12 protein-coding genes, 1 tRNA gene and 1 pseudogene are annotated in these 20,521 nt (G+C 53.8%); 5 read left to right on the plus strand and 9 right to left on the minus strand.

Going from position 1 to position 20,521, the window contains the following annotated elements:
• Nucleotides 1-98: 98 nt before the first annotated feature.
• The 4 genes from AB1757_02880 (at nt 99) to AB1757_02895 (ending at nt 5,389) form a co-directional block, all read left to right on the plus strand.
• Entirely contained in the window at nt 99-2,189 is a 2,091-nt protein-coding gene (locus tag AB1757_02880; GenBank protein MEW6125984.1) for a radical SAM protein, read from the plus strand.
• 470 nt (nt 2,190-2,659) lie between these two features.
• Nucleotides 2,660-3,607, plus strand: a complete 948-nt coding sequence (locus AB1757_02885; GenBank protein MEW6125985.1) for a glycosyltransferase — start codon at nt 2,660-2,662, stop codon at nt 3,605-3,607.
• A 19-nt stretch (nt 3,608-3,626) separates the two neighbouring features.
• Nucleotides 3,627-5,213, plus strand: coding sequence for a flippase (locus AB1757_02890; protein ID MEW6125986.1), 1,587 nt, complete (start codon nt 3,627-3,629; stop codon nt 5,211-5,213).
• Between the two features lie 99 nt (nt 5,214-5,312).
• Nucleotides 5,313-5,389, plus strand: a tRNA-Met gene (locus tag AB1757_02895).
• A 103-nt stretch (nt 5,390-5,492) separates the two neighbouring features.
• Here AB1757_02895 and AB1757_02900 read toward each other — a convergent pair.
• Entirely contained in the window at nt 5,493-5,888 is a 396-nt protein-coding gene (locus AB1757_02900) for a tyrosine-type recombinase/integrase (GenBank protein MEW6125987.1), read from the minus strand.
• A gap of 101 nt (nt 5,889-5,989) precedes the next feature.
• Between AB1757_02900 and AB1757_02905 the strand changes: the two genes are divergently transcribed.
• Nucleotides 5,990-6,475, plus strand: coding sequence for a helix-turn-helix domain-containing protein (locus AB1757_02905; protein MEW6125988.1), 486 nt, complete (start codon nt 5,990-5,992; stop codon nt 6,473-6,475).
• Here AB1757_02905 and AB1757_02910 read toward each other — a convergent pair.
• The 8 genes and pseudogenes from AB1757_02910 to AB1757_02945 form a co-directional block, all read right to left on the minus strand.
• Nucleotides 6,359-6,685 (minus strand): annotated as a pseudogene (locus AB1757_02910) (transposase family protein). The gene AB1757_02905 and the pseudogene AB1757_02910 sit on opposite strands and share 117 nt — an antisense overlap.
• A 182-nt stretch (nt 6,686-6,867) precedes the next feature.
• The gene (locus tag AB1757_02915) at nt 6,868-8,865 is read right to left on the minus strand and encodes a YjhG/YagF family D-xylonate dehydratase (protein ID MEW6125989.1); all 1,998 of its coding nucleotides are present in this window, start codon (nt 8,863-8,865) and stop codon (nt 6,868-6,870) included.
• An 89-nt stretch (nt 8,866-8,954) separates the two neighbouring features.
• The gene (bla, locus tag AB1757_02920; GenBank protein ID MEW6125990.1) at nt 8,955-11,312 is read right to left on the minus strand and encodes a subclass B3 metallo-beta-lactamase; all 2,358 of its coding nucleotides are present in this window, start codon (nt 11,310-11,312) and stop codon (nt 8,955-8,957) included.
• 21 nt (nt 11,313-11,333) lie between these two features.
• A complete protein-coding gene (locus tag AB1757_02925; protein MEW6125991.1) occupies nt 11,334-12,836 on the minus strand; it encodes a family 43 glycosylhydrolase in 1,503 nt (500 codons plus the stop codon).
• Entirely contained in the window at nt 12,836-13,912 is a 1,077-nt protein-coding gene (locus tag AB1757_02930; protein MEW6125992.1) for an alpha/beta fold hydrolase, read from the minus strand. Before AB1757_02930 ends, AB1757_02925 begins: the two co-directional genes overlap by 1 nt.
• 17 nt (nt 13,913-13,929) lie before the next feature.
• The gene (locus AB1757_02935; GenBank protein ID MEW6125993.1) at nt 13,930-15,549 is read right to left on the minus strand and encodes a glycoside hydrolase family 43 protein; all 1,620 of its coding nucleotides are present in this window, start codon (nt 15,547-15,549) and stop codon (nt 13,930-13,932) included.
• Between the two features lie 32 nt (nt 15,550-15,581).
• A complete protein-coding gene (locus AB1757_02940) occupies nt 15,582-16,850 on the minus strand; it encodes an MFS transporter (GenBank protein MEW6125994.1) in 1,269 nt (422 codons plus the stop codon).
• Between the two features lie 280 nt (nt 16,851-17,130).
• Complete coding sequence (locus AB1757_02945) at nt 17,131-20,502, minus strand: carboxypeptidase regulatory-like domain-containing protein (GenBank protein ID MEW6125995.1); 3,372 nt, start codon at nt 20,500-20,502, stop codon at nt 17,131-17,133.
• Between the last annotated feature and the right edge of the window lie 19 nt (nt 20,503-20,521).

Consider the following 20,521-nt stretch of genomic DNA (forward strand, 5'->3'; position numbering starts at 1 on the left):
GGTTGATTTCCAAATCACTTTCTTAAAAAAGTTTTATTAAAAATTCGTGCGAAGTGTTGGGATGCTGCAAGCTTCGCGATTTTGAGGAGAAGAAAAGTATGGCAAAAGCAATTAAGTATGTAGAAAAAAGCGTAGCGGTTGCCGCCAACGCTGCGTGGTTCGTTTATGAAAAATTGAATCGCATCAATCCGAACCCGTCATTTACGCCCAATTGGTCAGATAAACCCTTGTTGAAATCGTATCAAAAAACCAAACCGCCGCTTGGCTGGCCGCGCACTACTGATTCGCTTTGTCCGCGATGCGTCCCGAAAATTCGCCAGGATATTTTGGATGGTAAATTGCCCGTCGAAATTTTGAAAAATGAAAAGCTCGGTGAAATCAAAGCGCAAATCATCGAACGCGACGGCAAAATTTTAATGGTCAAAGATTGCCCGAATTGCGGCGGTCATTTTGAAGACGTGATGGCGATTGACCCGGATTTCTTCAAACACCTCGAAGAGAGTTTTCCCGGTCGTGACATTCGCGCCCACAATGACGAAGGCTTGCACAATCACGGTTCTTCGACCATCACCCACGGTCGCGGCGCAGTCTTGACCATCGACTTGACCAACCGCTGCAATATGATGTGTGACCCCTGTTTTATGGACGCCAATCAAGTGGGCTTCGTTCATGAACTGTCGTGGCAGGACATCAAAACCATGCTCGACAATGCGATTTCGATCAAACCGCGTCGCCAGATGTCCGTACAATTTTCCGGTGGCGAACCGACCCTCTCACCTTACTTTTTAGATGCCGTGCGTTATTCACGCAAAGTCGGTTACAACAGCGTGCAAGCGGCAACCAACGGCATTGAATTCGCCAAGAGTCCTGAGTTCTGCAAACAGGCGGCAGACGCGGGATTGCGTTATGCTTACCTGCAATTTGATGGCATCGGCAATGCCGCCAACGAACATCGCGCCGTCGGTAACCTCTTCGATGTGAAACTGCGCGCCATCGAAAACCTGCACGCGGCGGGCGTGGAAATCGTGCCGGTTACGACCATCGTCAACGGCGTCAATAACGAACAGGTCGGTCGCATCATTAAATTCGCGCTCGACAACCCGAAAAAGATTTCTTTCCTGTCGTTCCAGCCGGTGTCGTTCACCGGTCGCGACGAAGAGATCACCGATGAGCGTCGTCAGGCGCAACGTTACACGCTTTCGCATATGGCGCACGACATCAAAAATCAGACGGGCATTGGCGAACCGGTGCGCGATTGGTTCCCGATTTCGTTTATGTCAACCTTTTCGGATTGGGCAGACCTCGTACACGGACCCTCGAACGATTGGGGACAACTGAGTTGCGGTTGCCATCCCAATTGCGGCATCGGTATGGCGGTGATGATTGACAAAGAGACCAAAGAATGCGCGCCGGTCACTGCATTTCTGGATGCCAATCAATTCGCCAGAGATTTGATGAAGGTCAATGATGCGGCGCGTGGCAAAAAGATGTCGCTGCTCGGCGCTGGTCTTGCGCTGCTTCGCAACTATGACCCGTTCAAAGCCCCGACGCATTTCAAAATCAAAGACCTGATGATGAAATTCGATAAATCATTCGGCGCATCGGGCAAAGATTACGGAAAAGTGTCGGGCGACCGCACCGCCGAAGATATTGCCAAACGTCGTTCAGACCGCTGGAACTTCCTGTTCATTGCCGGTATGTGGTTCCAGGATTTGTTTAACTACGATTTCCGCCGTACCGAGCAGTGCATCATTCCGTATGCCACACAGGAAGGCGAAATCTCTTTCTGCGCCTATAACACAGGCATCGGTTGGCGCAACATCGTCGAGAAGATGCATATGACGGCGACGCTCACCAAGTGGTACGAAGAGCATGGGCATCACGAGATTTTTGCGGGTGGCAAAAGTGTTGGTCTGGTAAGCGTTGACCACTCGCTGGTTTTGAAAGACGAACTGGTCACCAACGAAATTCAACACGACCTCGACAATCTCGGCATTGCCAAGACCGCGCGCGAAGAGAAACAACGCGCCCGCGCCGAGCGTCTGCGTCAGGAACAGGAAAATGCGCGAATGGCGAAACTCTATCGTCAGCACATTCTCAAAGAGCAATCGGAACCCGAAGCGCCAATCGTTCAACTCAAAGGATTGAGCAAAGCCAAACCGCAAACCGAAACTATGGCGGGTGATTAATTCTTAAACCTAACGGATTTTCCGCAAGGCTGTTGGGCGCGCTCAACAGCCTTTTTTATTTCGCCGGCGATTCCCGAGCAACTGCTATTTGGAGAGCCTTGCGATTGGGCTGCGTCATTCCAGATTCATTTTATAAAGCAAGATTGTTGCAGTGACGACGCCGATAACCGAACAACGTATTTCCTAACCTGACAAATTTTCGCCACTATGCCGGTCATCCGGCGAATTGCATCCGGCATCTTCCTCACAACACAATTGCCGGTGACGCAAACTTCGCATAAGCGTGCAGACTTGGCGCATCTCTACAGTGACCTGCCAAAATCCTATGACACTTACAGTTTTTTGGTTGATGATTCGGGTATCTAGCGGAATAAAACCCAATATTTTATTTGGAATCACAGGAGGTTTTGGTATTTTCTTCCTCTGGAATGTTGTCTCCCCATTCACAGTTTACAATTTCAGTAGAGCCTATGGTTGAAAATCGAGAGCATCCGCTGGTCTCCGTCATCATTCCCACGTACAATAATGCGCGATTTTTGTCTGAGTGCCTCGACAGCATTCTCCATCAGACCTATGGTAATTTTGAAATTCTACTGGTTGATGATGGTTCAACCGACGATACCGAAGCGGTGATTCAGCCCTATCTCGAAAGCCTTCGCTATTTCCGCAAAGCCAATGGCGGGCCTTCATCGGCGCGCAATCTGGCGCTCACCCAGGCGCGCGGCGAGTTCATCGCTTTTCAGGATGCCGATGACATCTGGGTAAAAGACAAGCTTGAGTTGCAGGTTGATTATCTCAGACAAAATGCCCATGTCGGCGTGGTCTTTACTGATTCGGCGCGGTTTGACACCGAAGGCGGATTCCGTCCGAGTTTCCGGGAAACCTACGGGTACGTGCCCAATGAAAATATATTTGAAGAGTTGCTGGTCAATCATTTCATCGCCATGCCTTCGGTGATGGTGCGTCGCCGTTGTCTGGACGAGGTCGGATTGTTTGACGAATCGCTGACCGGCGCTGAAGATTACAATCTCTATTTGCGGCTGGCGAAAAAATACCAATTCGGTTTTCTGGATAAAGTCCTGGTGCATGTGCGGCTGCATGGCGCAAGTCTTTCCGACAATCTGGAACAGATGTGCCGCGATGAGATTAAAAATCTCGATAAAATATCGACGATGTTTCCTGATGCCGCTATCCCGAAACGCAAACTCGCGGGACGAATCTATGCGCGATTCGGGCGCTATTATTTCAGTCAACAGCGATTCGCAGAAGCTCGCCGGTGTTTCAGGCAAGCCTTTCGCCATTGGCCCTGGCAAGCGGGCAGCCTGCCGTTTTTCCTGATTGCCGCCTTGCCCGACCGCCTGCGCCACCGCGTGCTCTCGCTCAACAAATCGTTAAAAAAATTACCCCTTGATTTTTAACTTATCGAAACCGATTGTCATGCAAATCGAAAATCAGCATCGCGCTTCACAAATCATCAAAAACGTAGTGATGAACTGGGCGGCATTCATTGTCACCATCGGCATCGGTTTTGTGATGTCACCGTTTCTGGTGCGCAACCTTGGCGATGAAATTTACGGGGTCTGGGTGCTCGTAGGTTCGCTGGTTGGTTATCTGGGGCTTCTCGATTTCGGTATCACCCCTTCGACGGTGAAATACGTTGCAGAATATCGCGCGCGCGGTGAACAACAATCGATCAATCGTCTGATCACCACCAGCTTGACGATTTATTCAATCATCGGATTGCTGGCGCTTCTGCTTAGCGTCGGTTTCGCCATTTTCTTTAACCGTATTTTTCACACCCCGCTTTCATTCAACACTGCAGCCGCAGTGGTTTTAATAACCGGATTGAATCTCGCGCTCACCTTTCCGGCAACGGTTTTCGTAGGCGTGCTGCGCGGTTATCAACGATACGATTTGGATTCGTCGGTTACGACCATCAATATCCTCGTCCGCAGCGGGGTGATTGTCGCTTTGATTTTAAAAGGCTACGGCATACTGGCATTGGCTTTGGTGACCTTTGCGTTCGATATGTTGCGGCTCATTTATCTGATGCGTTCGGCATATCGGTTGAATTCGGAAATCGCCATCAAGCGCGAGTATTTCGATAAAGCGCAACTGAGAGAACTTTTCGGTTACAGCATCTTCGCTTTTTTAATGATTGTCGGAAAGCGCATCATTTTTTACACGGATGCGATTGTCATCGGAATTTTTTTATCGCCTGCGGCGGTTACGCTCTATTCAATCGCCAACCGGTTGGTGACCTATTTATTGCAAGTTTCGGAAACCATGGGGGTGCTCACGCCCACGGCATCCGATATGGGGGCGCGCAATGACCACCAGGCAATTAAAGAGATGTTGATTTTGAGCACCAAATATATGTTGCTCATTGCGCTTCCGGTGGCTGCGGTATTTTTTATTCTTGGCGACTTGTTTATCGCCTTGTGGATGGGGCAGGAATATATCCGTAGCGCAGTGATACTCTCCATCTTAACCGTAGCCGTATTGGCGCATTTACTGGAAATGCCCGCGCATACGATATTGCTCGGTCTCGGCAAACATAAGGTTGTGGCATTGTTTACGCTGGCGCAGGCGATTGCCAATCTGGTGTTGAGTTTGGTGCTGGTTAAACCTTACGGACTTGAAGGCGTGGCGTTTGGCACAACGATTCCGACGGTGGGCTTTACAGTGGTCGCGATAGTTATCTATTTCAGAAATTATTTGCGCGTCTCGCTGATTGAGTACATCAAGCGGTCGCTGCCGAGAGCGTTGCTTGTGCAGCTACCTTTTGTTTTATTGCTGTTGGGAATTAAAAGCTATTTGCCGCCGACGGCTCTGGTGAGCACTTCAAACAGAGGCTGGTTATTGTTAATTTTCTTTGCAGAAATTTCCATAGCGTTGCTTCCCTATGGGATTACAGTTTTTGCTTTTTGCATGGATCAATCTGAGCGCGCTGCGGTTTTAAAAATCACCGAGAAATTTGGCATCAAAAAAAAAGTGGCGGTTGATGCCGTTCCGTCTTCATAAAAAGGCAATTGCATTTCCTGTATAAAAGGTTTGACACTACTCTTGCAATAGATAAACGAGGTGGCTATACTGCTCTTTCGCTTTGCGTATTAAATTTGACGCGGGGTGGAGCAGCCAGGTAGCTCGTTGGGCTCATAACCCAAAGGTCGTAGGTTCAAATCCTACCCCCGCCACCAATTTAAGCCCGACCTACGTCGGGCTTTTCATTTGGGTTAGGGTTCTTTGAGGAGTGATTGTTACGCACACCTTTGCCTTCCAGGGTCCAAGCTAGGGTCCAATTTAATTTACAAGTCCACCACTGAAATCCTGTAGCTCTTGCATTTTGGAAAATATCTCTTCAGCCACCAGCTCAGCAACTTCCGCCACTTCATCTTCTTGAGTATGGACGTAAATGTTTGAAGTCGTAGATTCTTGAGCACGTCCAAGAAGCCTTTGAACTATTTTCATCTTACCGGTTTTGTCATACCCGATACTGCCTGCCGTGTGTCGAAACATGTGCAACCCATAAGCGCGAGACGTTCTTTTAATTTCCGCTTTATCCATTGCTGGATAAAGAACGCGCTCTTGCAGATGATCAGGATCGATGGGGCGACCATCCTCCCGTGAGAAGATATAATTATCAGGATTCGGGTATTTCGTTTTCGCCTGATGCTCTCGCAACTGCGTAACCAGCATAGGATGCAATCGAAACTTTCTTATGCCAAGTAGAGCCGAAAAAGTTCTTTGACAAAAGTATAATCAGGTCATCAACCATCGATTTCAGAATTGAGGGAGTGATGACTTACTTTGAACTCAACCCAAAAGAGCGAATCCTGCTCGAACACATTATTTCTAATTCGCTAGATGCCCGCCAGGTCTTGCGCGCCTATGCCTTCTGGCTCGACGATGGCGATTCGGTTGAGGAAATCGCGCAACGCTTGGGCGTCTCGCGTCAGACCATTTACAACTGGGCGAGCCGTTTCCAGCAACGCCAAAACGTTGAGTTGGTCGCGCCAGTTGCCGATGCCCCGCGTCCAGGAGGTAAGCGGCAAGCAGGTGTCGCCCTGAGTCTGACCAGCAGGGATCGTCCCACGCAGGGCATTGCCATCGAGGTTGAATTCGACCCCTTGCCCGGCTTGAGGATGAGACAGCAAAAAGCGACTGATGACGTCTTGAAGTTCGCTGACCACAACCACCTGCCCCAAGATGCGCGAGAACGTAATCGCCGCCGGAGTCGTGTCGCGGGCAAATTGGAGCGCTTCTCTAAGCAGGTCTTTACGTAAGGCGACCCACTGGGCGATGCCGCGAGGTTCCTGCTCGCCAGCGAGTTTGGCGAGGATGATAAAGACCAAAGCGACGGCTAGCGGGTAGCGGACGCCTTTGGGGTCGCGGCAGTCAGTAAGCGATTCCAGATGTTCATAGAGGCTCCCAACATCAAAGAAGAAGGCGGCTTCAACAGCCGCGAGTAAAATGGCAGCGGTGTTATACTTCATCGAGACCTTCCTCCGGTTCTGTGTGGTTTTGTAACTAACAGAGTAACCGAGGAAGGTTCTTCTTTTTAATTGTCAAGCGACTTTGTTACAGCCCTGGATGATTGACCAGCCGCCAGATAACGCATGAACTCAGGTCATTGCCGAAGGTGTAGCCAACGGGCATTCCGCCTCGCTTGACGACCTTAAGAATTGAGCGCGCGCAGTCCCGCTTCGATGACGCGGATGATTCGGTCAACGTCATAGACGCTGCCGCGCCAGGGTCCTCCGCTCGCGTTCTGGAGCGCCGCCCATAATCTTGTGTCGGCGGGCAGAGCCGGGTCAGTCCGTATGTCCGGTCGCGGCTCTCTCGCCGCTAACGTCGCGTCAGCCAGCACATAGTCGCCCGGCGCGCCTGCTTCCACCAGATCAATGCTTCCTCGCAACTCAATCGGGTCTATCACGACGCGAATCAGATCGCCGTCGCGCACCTTGCCAATGGGGCCGCCCGCAAGAGCTTCAGGGGCGACGTGCCCGATACACGGGCCGCTTGAGACGCCAGAGAAGCGTGCATCCGTAATGAGCGCAACCTTATCAGCGTAGGGCATGTACTTGAGTGCCGAGGTGATCTGGTATACCTCTTCCATCCCCGCGCCCATTGGTCCGCGGCAGATGAGCACGATCACCTCGCCGGGCTTGATGCAGTCCTCGCCGTGGCTCTTGATGGCGGCAATGGTTGCGCGCTCAGTCGTGAAGACGCGGGCAGGTCCCGTCAGGCGAAAGACGCCGTCAGCCCCAAATGCTGTGCGCGCGATGGCTGTGCTCTTGACAATTGCGCCCTGCGGGGCGAGGTTGCCTTTGATATAAGAGATTGTGCTCGTGAGTCCTCTTTCCCTTGCGCGCTCGGTCGGGCAGATGACCTCGTCGGGGTCAACGCCGTCAGCTTCCAGCAGGCGTGCGCGCAAAGCCCGCCGCCTTTCAGACCCTTCCCATTCGTCCAGTACTTCGTCGAGCGTCTTGCCAACAGCCGTGAGCGCCTTGCCATCAATCAAACCGAGGCGGCGCAGGTGCAGCATCACTTCGGGGACACCACCTGCGAGAAAGACGCGCACGGTCGTATGCTGCCCGTTCGGCAGCGCTTCGACAAGGCGCGGCACGCGACGGTTCACACCGATCCACTCGTCAATCGTCGGCGGCTCAAGCTCCGCCGCATGCGCCACCGCCGGCAGGTGCAGCAGAAGGTTCGTCGAGCCGCCGAAGGCTGCGTGCACAGCCATCGCGTTGCGGACGGCGACGTCAGTGACGAGGTCGCGCAGGGTGATGCCGAGTTCCTTCTGCCGCAGCACGGCACGCGCCGATCTGCGCGCCGCGTCGAGCCATATGGGTTGGCCCGAAGGCGCGAGCGCGCTGTGCGGAATGGCAAGACCAAGCGCCTCCGCAACGACCTGTGAAGTTGCTGCCGTACCCAGAAACTGACAGCCTCCGCCCGGCGAGCCACAGGCGCGACAGCCAATCTGGGCGGCCTCTTCGAGCGTGATCTGCCGGTTGGCGAAGCGCGCTCCGATGGTCTGCGCGCGGCCGGCGTCTTCTCCATCGCTCGCGGGCAGCGTCACCCCACCGGGGACGAGCACAACGGGAAGGTCGAATGAACCGGCAAGCGCCATCATCATGGCCGGCAGCCCTTTGTCACAGGTCGCAACGCCAATCACCGCTTGTCTCGTGGGCAATGAACGGATCAAGCGACGCAAGACCATCGCCGCGTCATTGCGATAAGGCAGGCTGTCGAACATCCCTGTCGTCCCTTGCGTCCGACCATCACACGGGTCTGTGCAGAAACCTGCGAACGGGATGCAGCCGCGCGCGTGCAACTCCTCGGCGGCAGCTTGCATGAGAAGACCGACCTCCCAGTGCCCCGTGTGGTAGCCGAGCGCGAGGGGCGTGCCGTCGGGCAGGCGGATGCCGCCCTGCGTACTTAGAATCAAGACTTCAGGGCGTCGCAACTGCGATGGATTCCAACCCATCCCAACATCCTGCGTCCAGCCGAAGATGTCGCCACTGGGACGGATGGTCAGGTCTTCCGCCGTGAGGGGCAGTTGTCCGCCTGGCCCCTGCGAAGCAGTCACTATCCGACAAACATCTTCGACATCCGAGTCGAAGATATTCCTGGAATTTGACTCAGATTTACCTTCCAAATCTCTCGACATAACTTTCCTCTAATGCAAAGTAACCATCAGAAATCTGCTTCGCGCCCCCGATCAACCCGGTTGATTAGCCTGCCCTATCCGTTCATTAATCATCTTGGCGGAGCAGCTCTTTGTTTTGCGAGTTCGGACTTGAAAGCTTGTTCTTTGTCGGCCACATATTTCTTGTAGCCTTCAGGATCGATGAAGGTGGCAAGACCAGCATCCTTCAGCCGTGCGTATTTCGATTCCATATTAAAGTAATTGCCATGCGCACCGAGAAAGATATCGCACGGCAAGGATTTCAAGACGCGGAACATCTTTTCGTAATCCGCCGCAATCTGCGGATAGGCAGTGTTGTTCACCAGCCGGTAGCCGGGATTCACATTAGGGCTGCCGATGATCACAATATTGTAGGTTTTCCCTGCCTCCTTCACTTTCATCGTCCAGGTCGTGCACCCCTTGGTGTGGCCGGGCGTGAGATGCGCCACCAAAACGGTGTTCCCTAACTTGACCTCATCGCCGTCATGTAGCACGCGATCCACCTTGGTAGGGGTGTAGAGGGCTGTCGGCTCGTTGCCATATTGAAAGTCCGTCTTGCCGCCCGATTCAACAACCGGCACATCGGCATCCATAACCATGTACTTCGCGCCGGTCAGTTTCTTGATGGTATTGCTGGCGGCATTGTGATCCCAGTGCGCGTGACTAATGAGAAGAACCTTAATGTCAGTAAACTTGAACCCAAGGTTCTCCACGCTCGCACGGATGAGCGGAACGTTCTCCTCAAGATCGCTGTTAATCAGGATGTGCCCCTGCGGCGTAGTGATCAGATAGTTGGCGAGGCCTTTGCTGCCAACGTAGTAGAGGTTCTCCGCAATTTTGAACGGTGGAAAGGGTTCGGTCCAATCCGTATTCCCCTGGGCATACAAAGCGCCAGGGGTTGGCAATTTAGTTTCGTTGACTTTGTATCCAAGAATCGAGAGCATCTTCTCGGCGTAACGTTTTCCAAACTGCCGGTAACCTTCCGCAGTGAAATGGAGGTGATCGGCATTGCACGGCAAACCAGCCGAAGAGATGACGTAGGAATTGGGAAGCGTTTCCGGCAATTTCTTAATGATTTCATTGGCGCTTGCCTTTTCGCCTCCCTGATCGGCATTGACCACTTCGCCCGCAAGCAGCGGCACCGATTCGGGCTTGAGATGCAAATCCTTCATCAGGTTGTCATAGACTACCTTGACTTTTTGGGGCCAGTCCCTGTCTTCGGCATTCGACTCTCCCTGGTGCAACAGAATTCCTTTAATCACGCCATTCTGCTGGGCGATTTTTGCCAGCTCAACCATGTAGCCGTAAGGGTTACCGCCGTATTCATCAGCAATTTTGACCTTCCAAACATCAGTCGTCGCCAGATATTCCCTGTAACTGTCCTTATCCCACAACTCGATCTTCGTGCCGGAAACGCCGACCTTGACCACGCCGACCCGGATATTTTTCGGAAGATTGGCGACCATCGTTTTGCCAAAGGAATCAACCAGGGATATGCCTCTCGTTCGACGAGTCAAAGGAGGAACGCCATTGTACCATTGGCCCTTCGTCCAGCCGCGGTCGGGATTGTCAAAATCCGCTAGCACCTGAAAGCGATTATCAACCCGCAGATCCGGTTCTTCGATTCGCCCTGCGCCTTCCATATTTGATTGCCCAAAGCATAGGAAGATGTAGAAATTCGGGTCCGGCTGTGAAGCTTGTGGCTGTCTTTGCAATTTTGTGGGTACAGGCGTGGTGTGTGTCGCGCTCAGGTTTACCGTAATCTCCTTTAGCGCCCTGTCTTCCGCGTCGAGAAACCGCGCGCAAAAATCCGTGGCTCCTCCGCCGTTAACAATCGCGGCACGCACGACGTTTGTCCCCTTGTTGAGCGTGAGTCGCTTGGAGACGCCATCGTCAATAACAGTCTGGCGGTCGCCATAAATGCCAATCACCTCTTTGCCGTTGACCCACCACACTGATGCCGCGTTGGAGCCAATCGACAGCCGCACGTCACGCATCTCGCGCGGGCAGTTGATCACCGTCACCGCCCAGAACAGCACATCGGAAGTCTTCTTGCCATGTGCGCGGGCGAAGTGAAAGAGGTTGACGTTATAGTTCACGCTGTCCACCGCATGCCAGGTGAGTTCCGTGCCGCCGACAATCACCTGGTCGCCATTGCGCGGAACAATCGTGAACTGCTCAGGGAAATACTCCTTCTTGACCGCCCCCTGAACCGCGCTGTCCGTTAGTCCACTCGCGCCAATCGGTTCGAGCAGGAGCCAACGTTGAATGAAGCCTTCGGCATTGGGCGCCTTTTCCGCTGAGGCGGGCTTCGTCAAAGTAGCAGCCGGAATCTGAGTCGCAATGTTCGAGGTGGCGGCAAGCGCCAGAAGCGCCGAAACTGTAAATACGGCGACGAAGGTGAACTGTTTAGTGAGACGCATATTCATAAATATTCCTGGACAATCACATCATGGAGTTTTGAGTAACCAACGCTGCTTCTCGCCCTGTGGGTCGAACCTGACGAGGGTGGCGAAACTGCTACCGACCGCCGAAAGGACAAGCGGAGTTTTCGCGTTGAGAATCGCCTTCGGACTGATGCGCCAACTGCCGTCGGCAAGCTGGTCGAAACGCCAGAGCTGTTCGGGGCCTCCGGTGAAGCCAGGTAAGACGACCAACTCCGCGCCATCAGTCGCCGCCAATGTCCGATTTGTTCCGGCAATGGTGATTTTGAAATAGGGTGAGCCAAGGTAGCCGCCCACGCTCGTGACTGGCTCAATCGTCCACTTCTGCTGCGCCTGACACAAGTAGTTGGCCAGACGAGCATCAATGTTGCCCGCCGGCCATTTCGGCGAAACCTCTGCGACATCTTGTATCGGAATGGGTTTGCCGGTGCCTGCGAAGATTCCACCTCCAGTACCAGGCGGGACTGCGTTACTGCCGGTGACTCCTGGCGGCGGCACTCGTCTCACGGGACTGCCGCCAACGGGAAATCCTTCCACGGCAAGCTCAAGCACCGTGCCGGTGCGCAGAGATTCGATCTGGTAGGTCCCGCCCTTAAGGTTTTCACCGGCGACGGGCCAACCGTCTTTCCAAAGCAAAGGGCGAATGTCGAGCACGCTAGCGCCGCCCAGGTCCAGGTCGGCTTCGTAGTGAAGTGAAAATCTCTGCACTCCATCGCCGAGATCGAACAGTCCGAAATGGCCGGGGCCAATCACACGTCCAGATGAGCCAACGAAAAGCTTGCCCCCGCCTTGAATCATGTCCACGCCCAGGTTGTCTAGGAAAGGACCCGTGACCTTCTTCGCGCGACCGGCGCGGATGTTATAGCCCGAGTCGGCGCCCCTGCAACAACTGCCATGCGTGACCAATAGGTAATGCCATCCGTCGTGGTAAATAATGATTGAGGCTTCGCTATTGATTGCAATGTTGCGGGGCTTTTCATTGGGGTTGAGGCGCTTGCCGGTTTTGGGGTCAAGCTCCAAGAGCCGGATGTAGCCGAAATAGGAGCCGTAGGTGAGCCACAGCCTTTTGGTGGTGGGATCAAGAAAAACGCCCGGATCAATGGCGTTGCAGTCTTCGATGCCGTCCGAAGACGCCACGACGCCGCCCTCTTCCCATTTGTAGTCAGGCGAAGCAGAGTCGAGGGTTTTGTTCGTGAGCAGGTTGATGTCCGCCTTCGTCGGCGCGCTGTTGGCGGCGATATACAGAAAATAGCGGTCGCCGATGTGAATCACGTCTGGGGCCAGTCCGCGTCGCGGAAGTTGTGCGCCCCGCCGCCAACTCCAACCATCATCAGAGACGAGTGCGGTACCACCTGTGCCATAGGTGTAGAACTTGCCTTCGCAGAAAATAATGGTGGAAGGATCATGAATTCGGATTTCGCCGTTGAGCGCGAAGACCAATGATTCCTGAGCCCATGCCGTTGTCAACCAGATGAAGAGGGCTGCCGCTAAAGTATTTTTCATAGCCATTATTTACAGTTATTTCCAAAGCATAGATTCTTGCTGAAGAACGGCAGGACGTGGTTCTGGAAACGAACCGCCACCGCGCTTGTATGAGTGCCTTGATACACTTCAAAACTGTTCATGACCCCGTATTTATCGAGCACATCATGCAGTTTGCCTGTATCAACACGTAAGCCGTCCTTGTCACCTACATCCAGTGAAATCGCACGATACTGGCGGAGATTGCCAATGTACTGATCAATGAAGGCTAACGGTGCGTTCGCCGCCCATTTGGCCAGAACATCCGGCTGTGGCTGACCATCTTTGACAGGCAAGTCAAGGTACAGTGGAGGGTTCTTCGGATTGGGTGACCAGGCAGCGGCGCTGGCTAACTGCGCGCGGGCCATAAACGGCAGCCTGGCCGAATCTTCGGGCGTCTTTACTGCCTCCAGCGCCTTCGCCATTTCCGGATTCGGCGGCCCCGCTTGTCGCGGAGATAAGCAGCAGGGACTCATGATGTAGAGGCTACCAAACACATCCGCATGCTTTATGCCGATGCGCGTCGCGCCATACCCTCCCATGGAATGTCCTACCAGTCCGCGAGCCAGCCGGTTTGGAATCGTCCGGTAATGCGCGTCAATATAAGAGACCACATCATGCGAAATAAAATTCTCGAAATCCCCTGTGGTAATCGAACTTGAATACATCGAACCGTTATGAATGGTCTTGGAATCGGGCAGCACGACAATCATCTCTTTAGCGCCCTGCGCGAAAGCGCCCTCAATGGTTTGCGGCACATGAATTTCCTTACTCCATTGTTCAGCGCCGATGGAATAACCATGCAAAGCATAGACGACCGGGTAGCGCCGCGACTTTTCCCTGGCGTAGCTCGGCGGCAGAAATACGATTACCTCGCGGTCAACGGCATCGCCCTCCAGGTTGCCCTCAAGGGCTGTTCCATGGATTTTAATGTGTTCCACTGTCACAAGCTTTGCACCGGGCACTACCGGAGGCACTTCGGTTTGCACCTGTGCCAGCAACGGCAATGCGAACGCAACAATGATTATCAGTATGATGATGTGCAAGAATTTGGTAATGGTCATTTTTTCTCTCTTGAAAACTAAGGCGCGGCGGAGAATTCACGCTCGCAATATTCAAAGTAATCGAAATCAGCCGGGTGCCCTGTGCCCGCAGCATCCTGACAGCACATCCCGACAAACGCTCCGGTGAAATTTGCAGCCGTGGGCGGACCTGCCTCATCGGACACGATGCTGGCGTCGAACTGTTCCGGCAACCACTGCCACTCGCCACTATCCAAGCGAAAGGCGAAGCGCAACCGCTCGTAATCCACCTCCACCCGCAGGTGTACGGGCACATCCGTAATGATAGGAACCGGCGCAGTGAACATGTCAGGCAACTCAGGGTGACAGGTCATCACGCAAAGATGTTTGCCGACAACCTCATCCATTGAAATATACAGGTAATGAAACTTGGAGCCGTTGTAGTAGCAGATCAGCCCGGCCTGTTGCTGGTAGTGTTGCGGCTCGAACTCAAGGGACGTCGCGGCGCTGTAGCAGTGCGATTGTTGTCGCCGCGCGACAAGCGCCTGGCGAAACAGGCTGCCGGTCGACTCGCGCCCGAACAGACGCAAGTAGCCGGGACGCGCCGTCAGGCTGAACAACTCATCAGTCCACGGCGAGCGCAGCCATTGAAATTCAATGGGAAGCGTCGGGCTGTCGAAATCTTCGCGCGTTGGCACGGGCGGGAATGAGTGCGGCGGCAACTTTGGCGCTGCCGTTTCGCGCTGCGGAAAGGCGTCGCGGTCCTCTGTGTATAACCAACCGTCCGCGCCCCATATCATGCGTTGAATTGCCGTTTCGCGTCCGAGCGTGCAGCGACCGCGATTTTTCAGCGGGCGACCACAGAGATAGACCATGTAGGTCTCGCCTTGTTGCGTCTCAACAAGGTCAGCATGCCCTGCGCGTTGCAGTTCCGCGTCGGGGCGGTTGCGCGCTGTCAGGATATAAGTATCCGGGTGCAGTTCATACGGCCCCAGCAACTCACGCGAGCGTGCCATCGTCACCGTGTGCCCCCAACCCGTACCGCCTTCGGCTGTGATGAGATAATAATAGTCGTTGCGCTTGTACAGGTGCGGCGCTTCGGTAAAGCCGATGGCTGTTCCTGTGAAGATGTTGTGCCGCTCGCCAATCAACCGGCATTCTACAGGCGAATACTCTTGCAGCGCGATACCGCCGAACCGGTTTTTGCCTGGCCTGTGGTCCCAGAGCATGTTGACCAGATATTTTCGCCCGTTTGTATCGTGAAACAAGGACGGGTCGAAACCGCTGCTGTTCAAATAGACCGGGTCGGACCACACACCATCAATTGTCGGCGAGGTCACCAGGTAGTTGTGCATGTCGCGCAAGCCCGCGCCCACTGCGCCCAGATGTGAGGTGCGCCCGTAGCGTTTGACGTCTGTGTAAATCAAATAGAACAACCCGTCGTCATATGTCAGGCAGGGCGCCCACACGCCGCAGGAATCCGGGTCACCAAGCATATTCAACTGACTCGGACGGTTCAGGGGGCGCGAAAGCAACCGCCAGTGCACGAGGTCGCGGGAGTGGTGAATCTGCACGCCGGGAAACCACTCAAACGTCGAGGTGGCGACGTAATAATCATCACCCAAGCGCACAATCGAAGGGTCGGGATTGAACCCGCGGAGGATGGGGTTTTGAATCATTGTCATTGAGCTGCTCATCGCACGTTCCTTCTTCAAACCTCGACCGCTTCGGCCGTCTCTACATCTGCTTTAACCACGATCCACAAGATCACTGCGCCGATAATATCCAGCAGGCCAAGACAAATGAAGAATGGGGTGTAGCCGATCTTCAGCACCAACGCACCGATCAGCAGTGAAAAGATTAGCAGCCCGGCGTTGCCGAATGTACCAGCCATTCCGGCAACCGTTGCCACTTCGTTCTTCTTGAACAAATCCGAAGACATGGTGATAACGGTCACCGACAAAGTTTGATGGGCGAAACCGGCAAGGCTGAGCAAAGCAATTGCGGCATACGGGCTTTCGACGAAACCGACGAAACCGACGCCAAGCATCAGGAAGGCACCGAGCGTGAAGGCGGCGCGCCGGGCGTTGAGGAGGTTGATGCGCCAGTATTTTTGCAGCCACAAACTGAACGTTCCGCCAAACAGGCAGCCGATGTCCGCCGCTAGAAACGGCAGCCACGCAAAGAGCGCGATCTGTTTCAAGTCCCAGCCGCGTGTCTGTGACAGGTAGAGCGGCATCCAGAATGTCAGCGTCCCCCACGTCGGGTCGGCCAAAAATCGCGGCAGCGCAATGCCCCAGAAGTTGCGCCGTCGCACGAGCGAGGGCACCGAAGGTCGCTTTCCGTCGTGTCGCAAATGCTGCTCCTGCCCGGCAGCGATGTAATCGAATTCCGCCGGCGAGAGCGCCGGGTGTTTCTCCGGTGGATGATAGAGCCAAAGCCATACCGCTACCCAGACCAGCCCCAATGCACCTGTCAACACGAATGCCGACTGCCAGTTGTACTGCAAAATCGCCCACGCGACGAGTGGAGGAGCGAGCATCGAGCCGAAGGAAGCGCCAATGTTATAAACGCCCCCTGCCAGCCCGCGCTCTTTAGCCGGGAACCACTCCGCCGTCGCCTTCATCCCAGCAGGATTCGCCGAGCCTTCGGCAAGCCCCAGCAGTCCACGTAGACCCGCTAGCACTTGCCAGTTGTGCGCCAGTCCGTGCGCCATGCTGATGAGCGACCAGGCGACGGCGAAGAGCGCATAGCCGATCTTCAGCCCGATTACATCCAGCACGTAGCCGCAGAGCGGTTGCAGCATGATGGCACCCTGAAATGTGCCGACCACCCACGAATATTGTTGTTCGCCGATGTTCAGGTCTTTCAGCAGCGTCGGCGCGGCCACCGAGAGCGTGCTGCGTGTCAGGTAATTGATAATCGAGCCAAGCATAACAAGCCCGATCATCCACCACCGCAGTCCTCTGATTTTAGACATTGCCATCCCCATCCGTTACTTTGCGCAACCCTGTAAATTCTGGTTACCTCGCCCAGCCTTATCAAAAAATTTACTGTGCTTGCATACCGAAATCACATCCTCGTTTCGTAGAGTTGCTGTGTCAACCGAGCCTGGAGATGCAGTATAATCGGCGGTCATCCGGGAGTTAAACCCCAGGCTGAAAAAATGGTGAGCCTGCCACTGGCGCAGCAAGGCTCACCATCAGGATAATCAACACAGTACTGGTCACTGTCGCCGGTGTTTGATTTGCGTCTGAGTGTCAGAACGAATACTTCAGTCCAAGTTGAAGCTGACGCATCGGGATAGCCGTTGTGCTGATAACGCCAAAGCCTTGATGCGCAGCATTGGCAGGCGCTCCCGGAAATGCCGGTCCCGCAAGGATGTTGCCATTCGGAGCACCCCAGACAGGATGATTGAACACATTGAATGCTTCCAGCCGAAATTGTATGGCATGGTTTTCGTTGTAAGGCATGGTAAATCGTTTCGCCAGTGCCGCATCAATGGCTTGGAAATGCGGTGTGAGCATGGTATTGCGTCCGACATTGCCAAAGGTTCCCTGGGGTGACACGATAAATGACGCGGGGTCGAACCATCGTGAGGGTGAACGGTTTGCCGCATAGCCATTTCCTACCCCGGAGTAGCTGGGGCGGTCGGGTAATGGGTTATTAGTACCGGCATTATTGATGCCAATGGTGAGGGTCTGCGGAACACCGCTCTGAATCGTCAGGTTCGTGCTGAACTGCCACCCGCCAACAAACCCATGGACGACTGAGTTGGTAACACTCAGGGGTTTGCCTTTGCCTATCGGCAGTTCATAGACCGTTCCGAGAACCCAACGATGGCGTACATCGAAGGAAGACAATCCTCGCTCGCAACGCAAGCAACTACTGTCTTGTGGAAAGAGGGTGTCGAGTCCTTGCGTACGGGTGCCGCTGGCATTGTCAATTGACTTGGCATAGGTGTAACTGGTGTTCAAGCTAATCCCCTCGCCAAAGCGCCGGGTCAGTTTCACACTTCCAGAGTTGTAGCTTGCGTTGAAACCATCGTTGACATAAGAGATGATCCCAAAATTGGCATACGGGCGGCGTGAATTAATGCTATTTAAGGGGCCGGGCAGCGCTTGGTTGACGTTTTGGAAGCCATAGAGGTGATGGCTTTGCGATCCCAGATAACCAGCTTCTACCAACCAGTTGACACTGAGTTGCCGTTGCACGCTCAGCAGGTACTGTATGGTGTAGGGAGTCGCGTGACTGTAAGCGGCTGTCAACGCAAACGGCGGTGGAACTTGCACAAAGCTTCCGCTGCCGCCGGGAATCGCATTGCTCCAGGTAACCGGATTGGCGGGCGTAGAAGTGAGGTCTACGCGAGCTGCGATATTACGAGCCATGTCAAAGTACACAGAGTTGGCGATGTCTTCCATGTAGAAGATGCCAAAACCAGCGCGGATCACAGTTTTATCATCGGGCGAGTAGGCAATGCCAAGGCGCGGAGCGAAGCTCTTATATTTAGTTTCCTTGAGGGCATTGTTCAGACCGCCGCCACAGACCGCTTTCGTGCTGGTCCAACGGATACTCAATCCCTCATACGGATCCGTGCAACCCTTGCCCTGCCGCACGAAATACGGCCAATCTGCTTCCGGCACATTCGCATTAAACTGAATCTTGGGTACATAAACAGCGAAATAGTTGCCCAGCGTATTGGTGAAAGGCGGCGTCAGTTCGTAACGCAAGCCGAGCGACAGCGTCAGCTTGGGAGTAACCTTCCAAGTGTCATCAATAAACGTATGAAAGACATTACGCTGGAATTTCGCATCGGCAATGGCGGCGGCATTGGTGGAGACAAAAATTCTCCCGAGCAGGAATTCGGCAAAGGAAAAGCCCCCGCTTCCATTGACAGGATTCCTGGTTGCGTTTGCCTGAAAAGTAAACACCCCGCGTGAGAACTGGTTGCCTACCTGATTGAAATTTTGCCGACTGTACTCGCCGCCGAAGGCGAAAGTATGTTTGCCATGGATCCAGGACAACTTATCGACGAATTGCAGGTAGTTGTTATTGTTGGCAAATGGCCCGTCATTGGCGTCACCAATCGCGGTAAACCCGCCTCCGTTAAATACCACGTTGGGAATTCCCCAAGTGATGGGATCGCCCGGTTTTTGGTTCGGAATGCCGATTTCGGAAACCACATCCAAGTTACCGGCGCTCAGAGTGCCAAGTGAGTTAAAGAAACGTGTATAGCCGACACGCGCGTCGTTGACCAGGTTCGGTGTTAAAGTCCGGGTGTTCGAGCCGGTATATTGTTTGTAGTTGGTCAAAACCTTTGTTCCCGCCAGATTTAAACCTTGCGTGGAGGTGTTTTCGTCGCCCCAGTTGTATCGTCCCATCCACTGCGACTTCGGCGACTCGATGAAGTCAACTCTTACAACAAATCCGTAGCGGTCGAAAGGCTGGGAACTGGTCTGCGCATAGTTGTTGGTTGTAAGCGTACTGGCGGAATTGTAGTACTTCAAAAACTTCAGCGAAATCGGATCCAACCGATTGCTGGGAATGATGTTGCCCGGAAAGGGCTGCCCGGTGTTCGGGTCGTAGATGATCGTCGAGGGCAGCAACTCGCTGAAGTCACCGGAAAACATCTTGGCAGTCGGAACCGTAAAAGTATTCAACACGCTTTGTCTACGACGCAACGCCTCATAATTGGTCATGAAGAATAGTTTGTCGCGCCCGTTGAACAAGCCAGGGATGCGTATCGGCCCGTCCAGCTCAAAGCCGTAGTCGTTCCATTTGAACGGATTCTTCGGTTTGGCGGTGGTGAATTGGTACTGCTTGGCGTCCAGAGCGTCATTTCGGTGAAATTCAAAAAGCGCGCCATGGTAGAGGTTACCGCCAGATTTGGTGAGTACGTTCACTTGTGTGCTTTGATGCCCATACTCTGCCGGATAGACACCGATTTGAACCTTGAACTCCTGAATCGCATCAATCGATGGCAGGGCAACGTAGGTATTGAAGTTCACGTCCAGGTTGTTGACACCGTCGAGTGTGTAGTAATTGTAGAATATGCGCTGCCCACCGACCGATATGGCTTGCTGAGCGCGTTCGCCGCCTTGCCGGGCACCCGCTTGCCCCGCCGCAGGCGCGAGGACGTTGGCGTTGGGCGAAAGCGCGACGAGATTCAGATATTGTCGTCCATTCAGCGGTAACTCCGTGACAATCTTGTTTTCTATCACGGTGCCGACTGTCGTGTTTTCGGAGTTGAGCAGTGCGCTGGTGCTGGTGATTGCTACCATTTCGCTGACCTGTCCGACTTCCATCGTCACATCCAACCGTGCTGACTGCTGAACTTCGAGCCTGATGTTATCAAGCCGCGCCGTTTTGAAACCCGATTGTTCGACTTTCAATTCATAGACACCGGGCAGCAGCGAGGGGAAGGCATAAAGCCCTTCGCTGTTGGTTATGGTCTTGCGCATAGCGCCGGTGGCTTTGTTCGTAACCGTCACGTTGGCACCCACCACCGCCGCACCTGAAGTATCACTCACCAGACCCGTTATATCACCATTGGTTTGTGCATTACAGGTGGCGGACAACACGTAAAGCATCGCCACACTGCCCAGCATAAGAAGTACAGAACGCAATCTCATTTTCACATTTCCTCCAGTC

Source organism: Acidobacteriota bacterium (assembly GCA_040754075.1).
Classification (GTDB): Bacteria; Acidobacteriota; Blastocatellia; order UBA7656; family UBA7656; genus JBFMDH01.

Excerpts from the sequence above, each read along its gene's own strand:
- AB1757_02880 (MEW6125984.1), top strand. The coding sequence starts at position 99 with ATGGCAAAAGCAATTAAGTATGTAGAAAAAAGCGTAGCGGTTGCCGCC.
- AB1757_02885 (MEW6125985.1), top strand. The coding sequence starts at position 2,660 with ATGGTTGAAAATCGAGAGCATCCGCTGGTCTCCGTCATCATTCCCACG.
- AB1757_02890 (MEW6125986.1), top strand. The coding sequence starts at position 3,627 with ATGCAAATCGAAAATCAGCATCGCGCTTCACAAATCATCAAAAACGTA.
- AB1757_02900 (MEW6125987.1), bottom strand. The coding sequence starts at position 5,888 with ATGCTGGTTACGCAGTTGCGAGAGCATCAGGCGAAAACGAAATACCCG.
- AB1757_02905 (MEW6125988.1), top strand. The coding sequence starts at position 5,990 with ATGACTTACTTTGAACTCAACCCAAAAGAGCGAATCCTGCTCGAACAC.
- AB1757_02915 (MEW6125989.1), bottom strand. The coding sequence starts at position 8,865 with ATGTCGAGAGATTTGGAAGGTAAATCTGAGTCAAATTCCAGGAATATC.
- bla (MEW6125990.1), bottom strand. The coding sequence starts at position 11,312 with ATGAATATGCGTCTCACTAAACAGTTCACCTTCGTCGCCGTATTTACA.
- AB1757_02925 (MEW6125991.1), bottom strand. The coding sequence starts at position 12,836 with ATGGCTATGAAAAATACTTTAGCGGCAGCCCTCTTCATCTGGTTGACA.
- AB1757_02930 (MEW6125992.1), bottom strand. The coding sequence starts at position 13,912 with ATGACCATTACCAAATTCTTGCACATCATCATACTGATAATCATTGTT.
- AB1757_02935 (MEW6125993.1), bottom strand. The coding sequence starts at position 15,549 with ATGATTCAAAACCCCATCCTCCGCGGGTTCAATCCCGACCCTTCGATT.
- AB1757_02940 (MEW6125994.1), bottom strand. The coding sequence starts at position 16,850 with ATGTCTAAAATCAGAGGACTGCGGTGGTGGATGATCGGGCTTGTTATG.
- AB1757_02945 (MEW6125995.1), bottom strand. The coding sequence starts at position 20,502 with ATGAGATTGCGTTCTGTACTTCTTATGCTGGGCAGTGTGGCGATGCTT.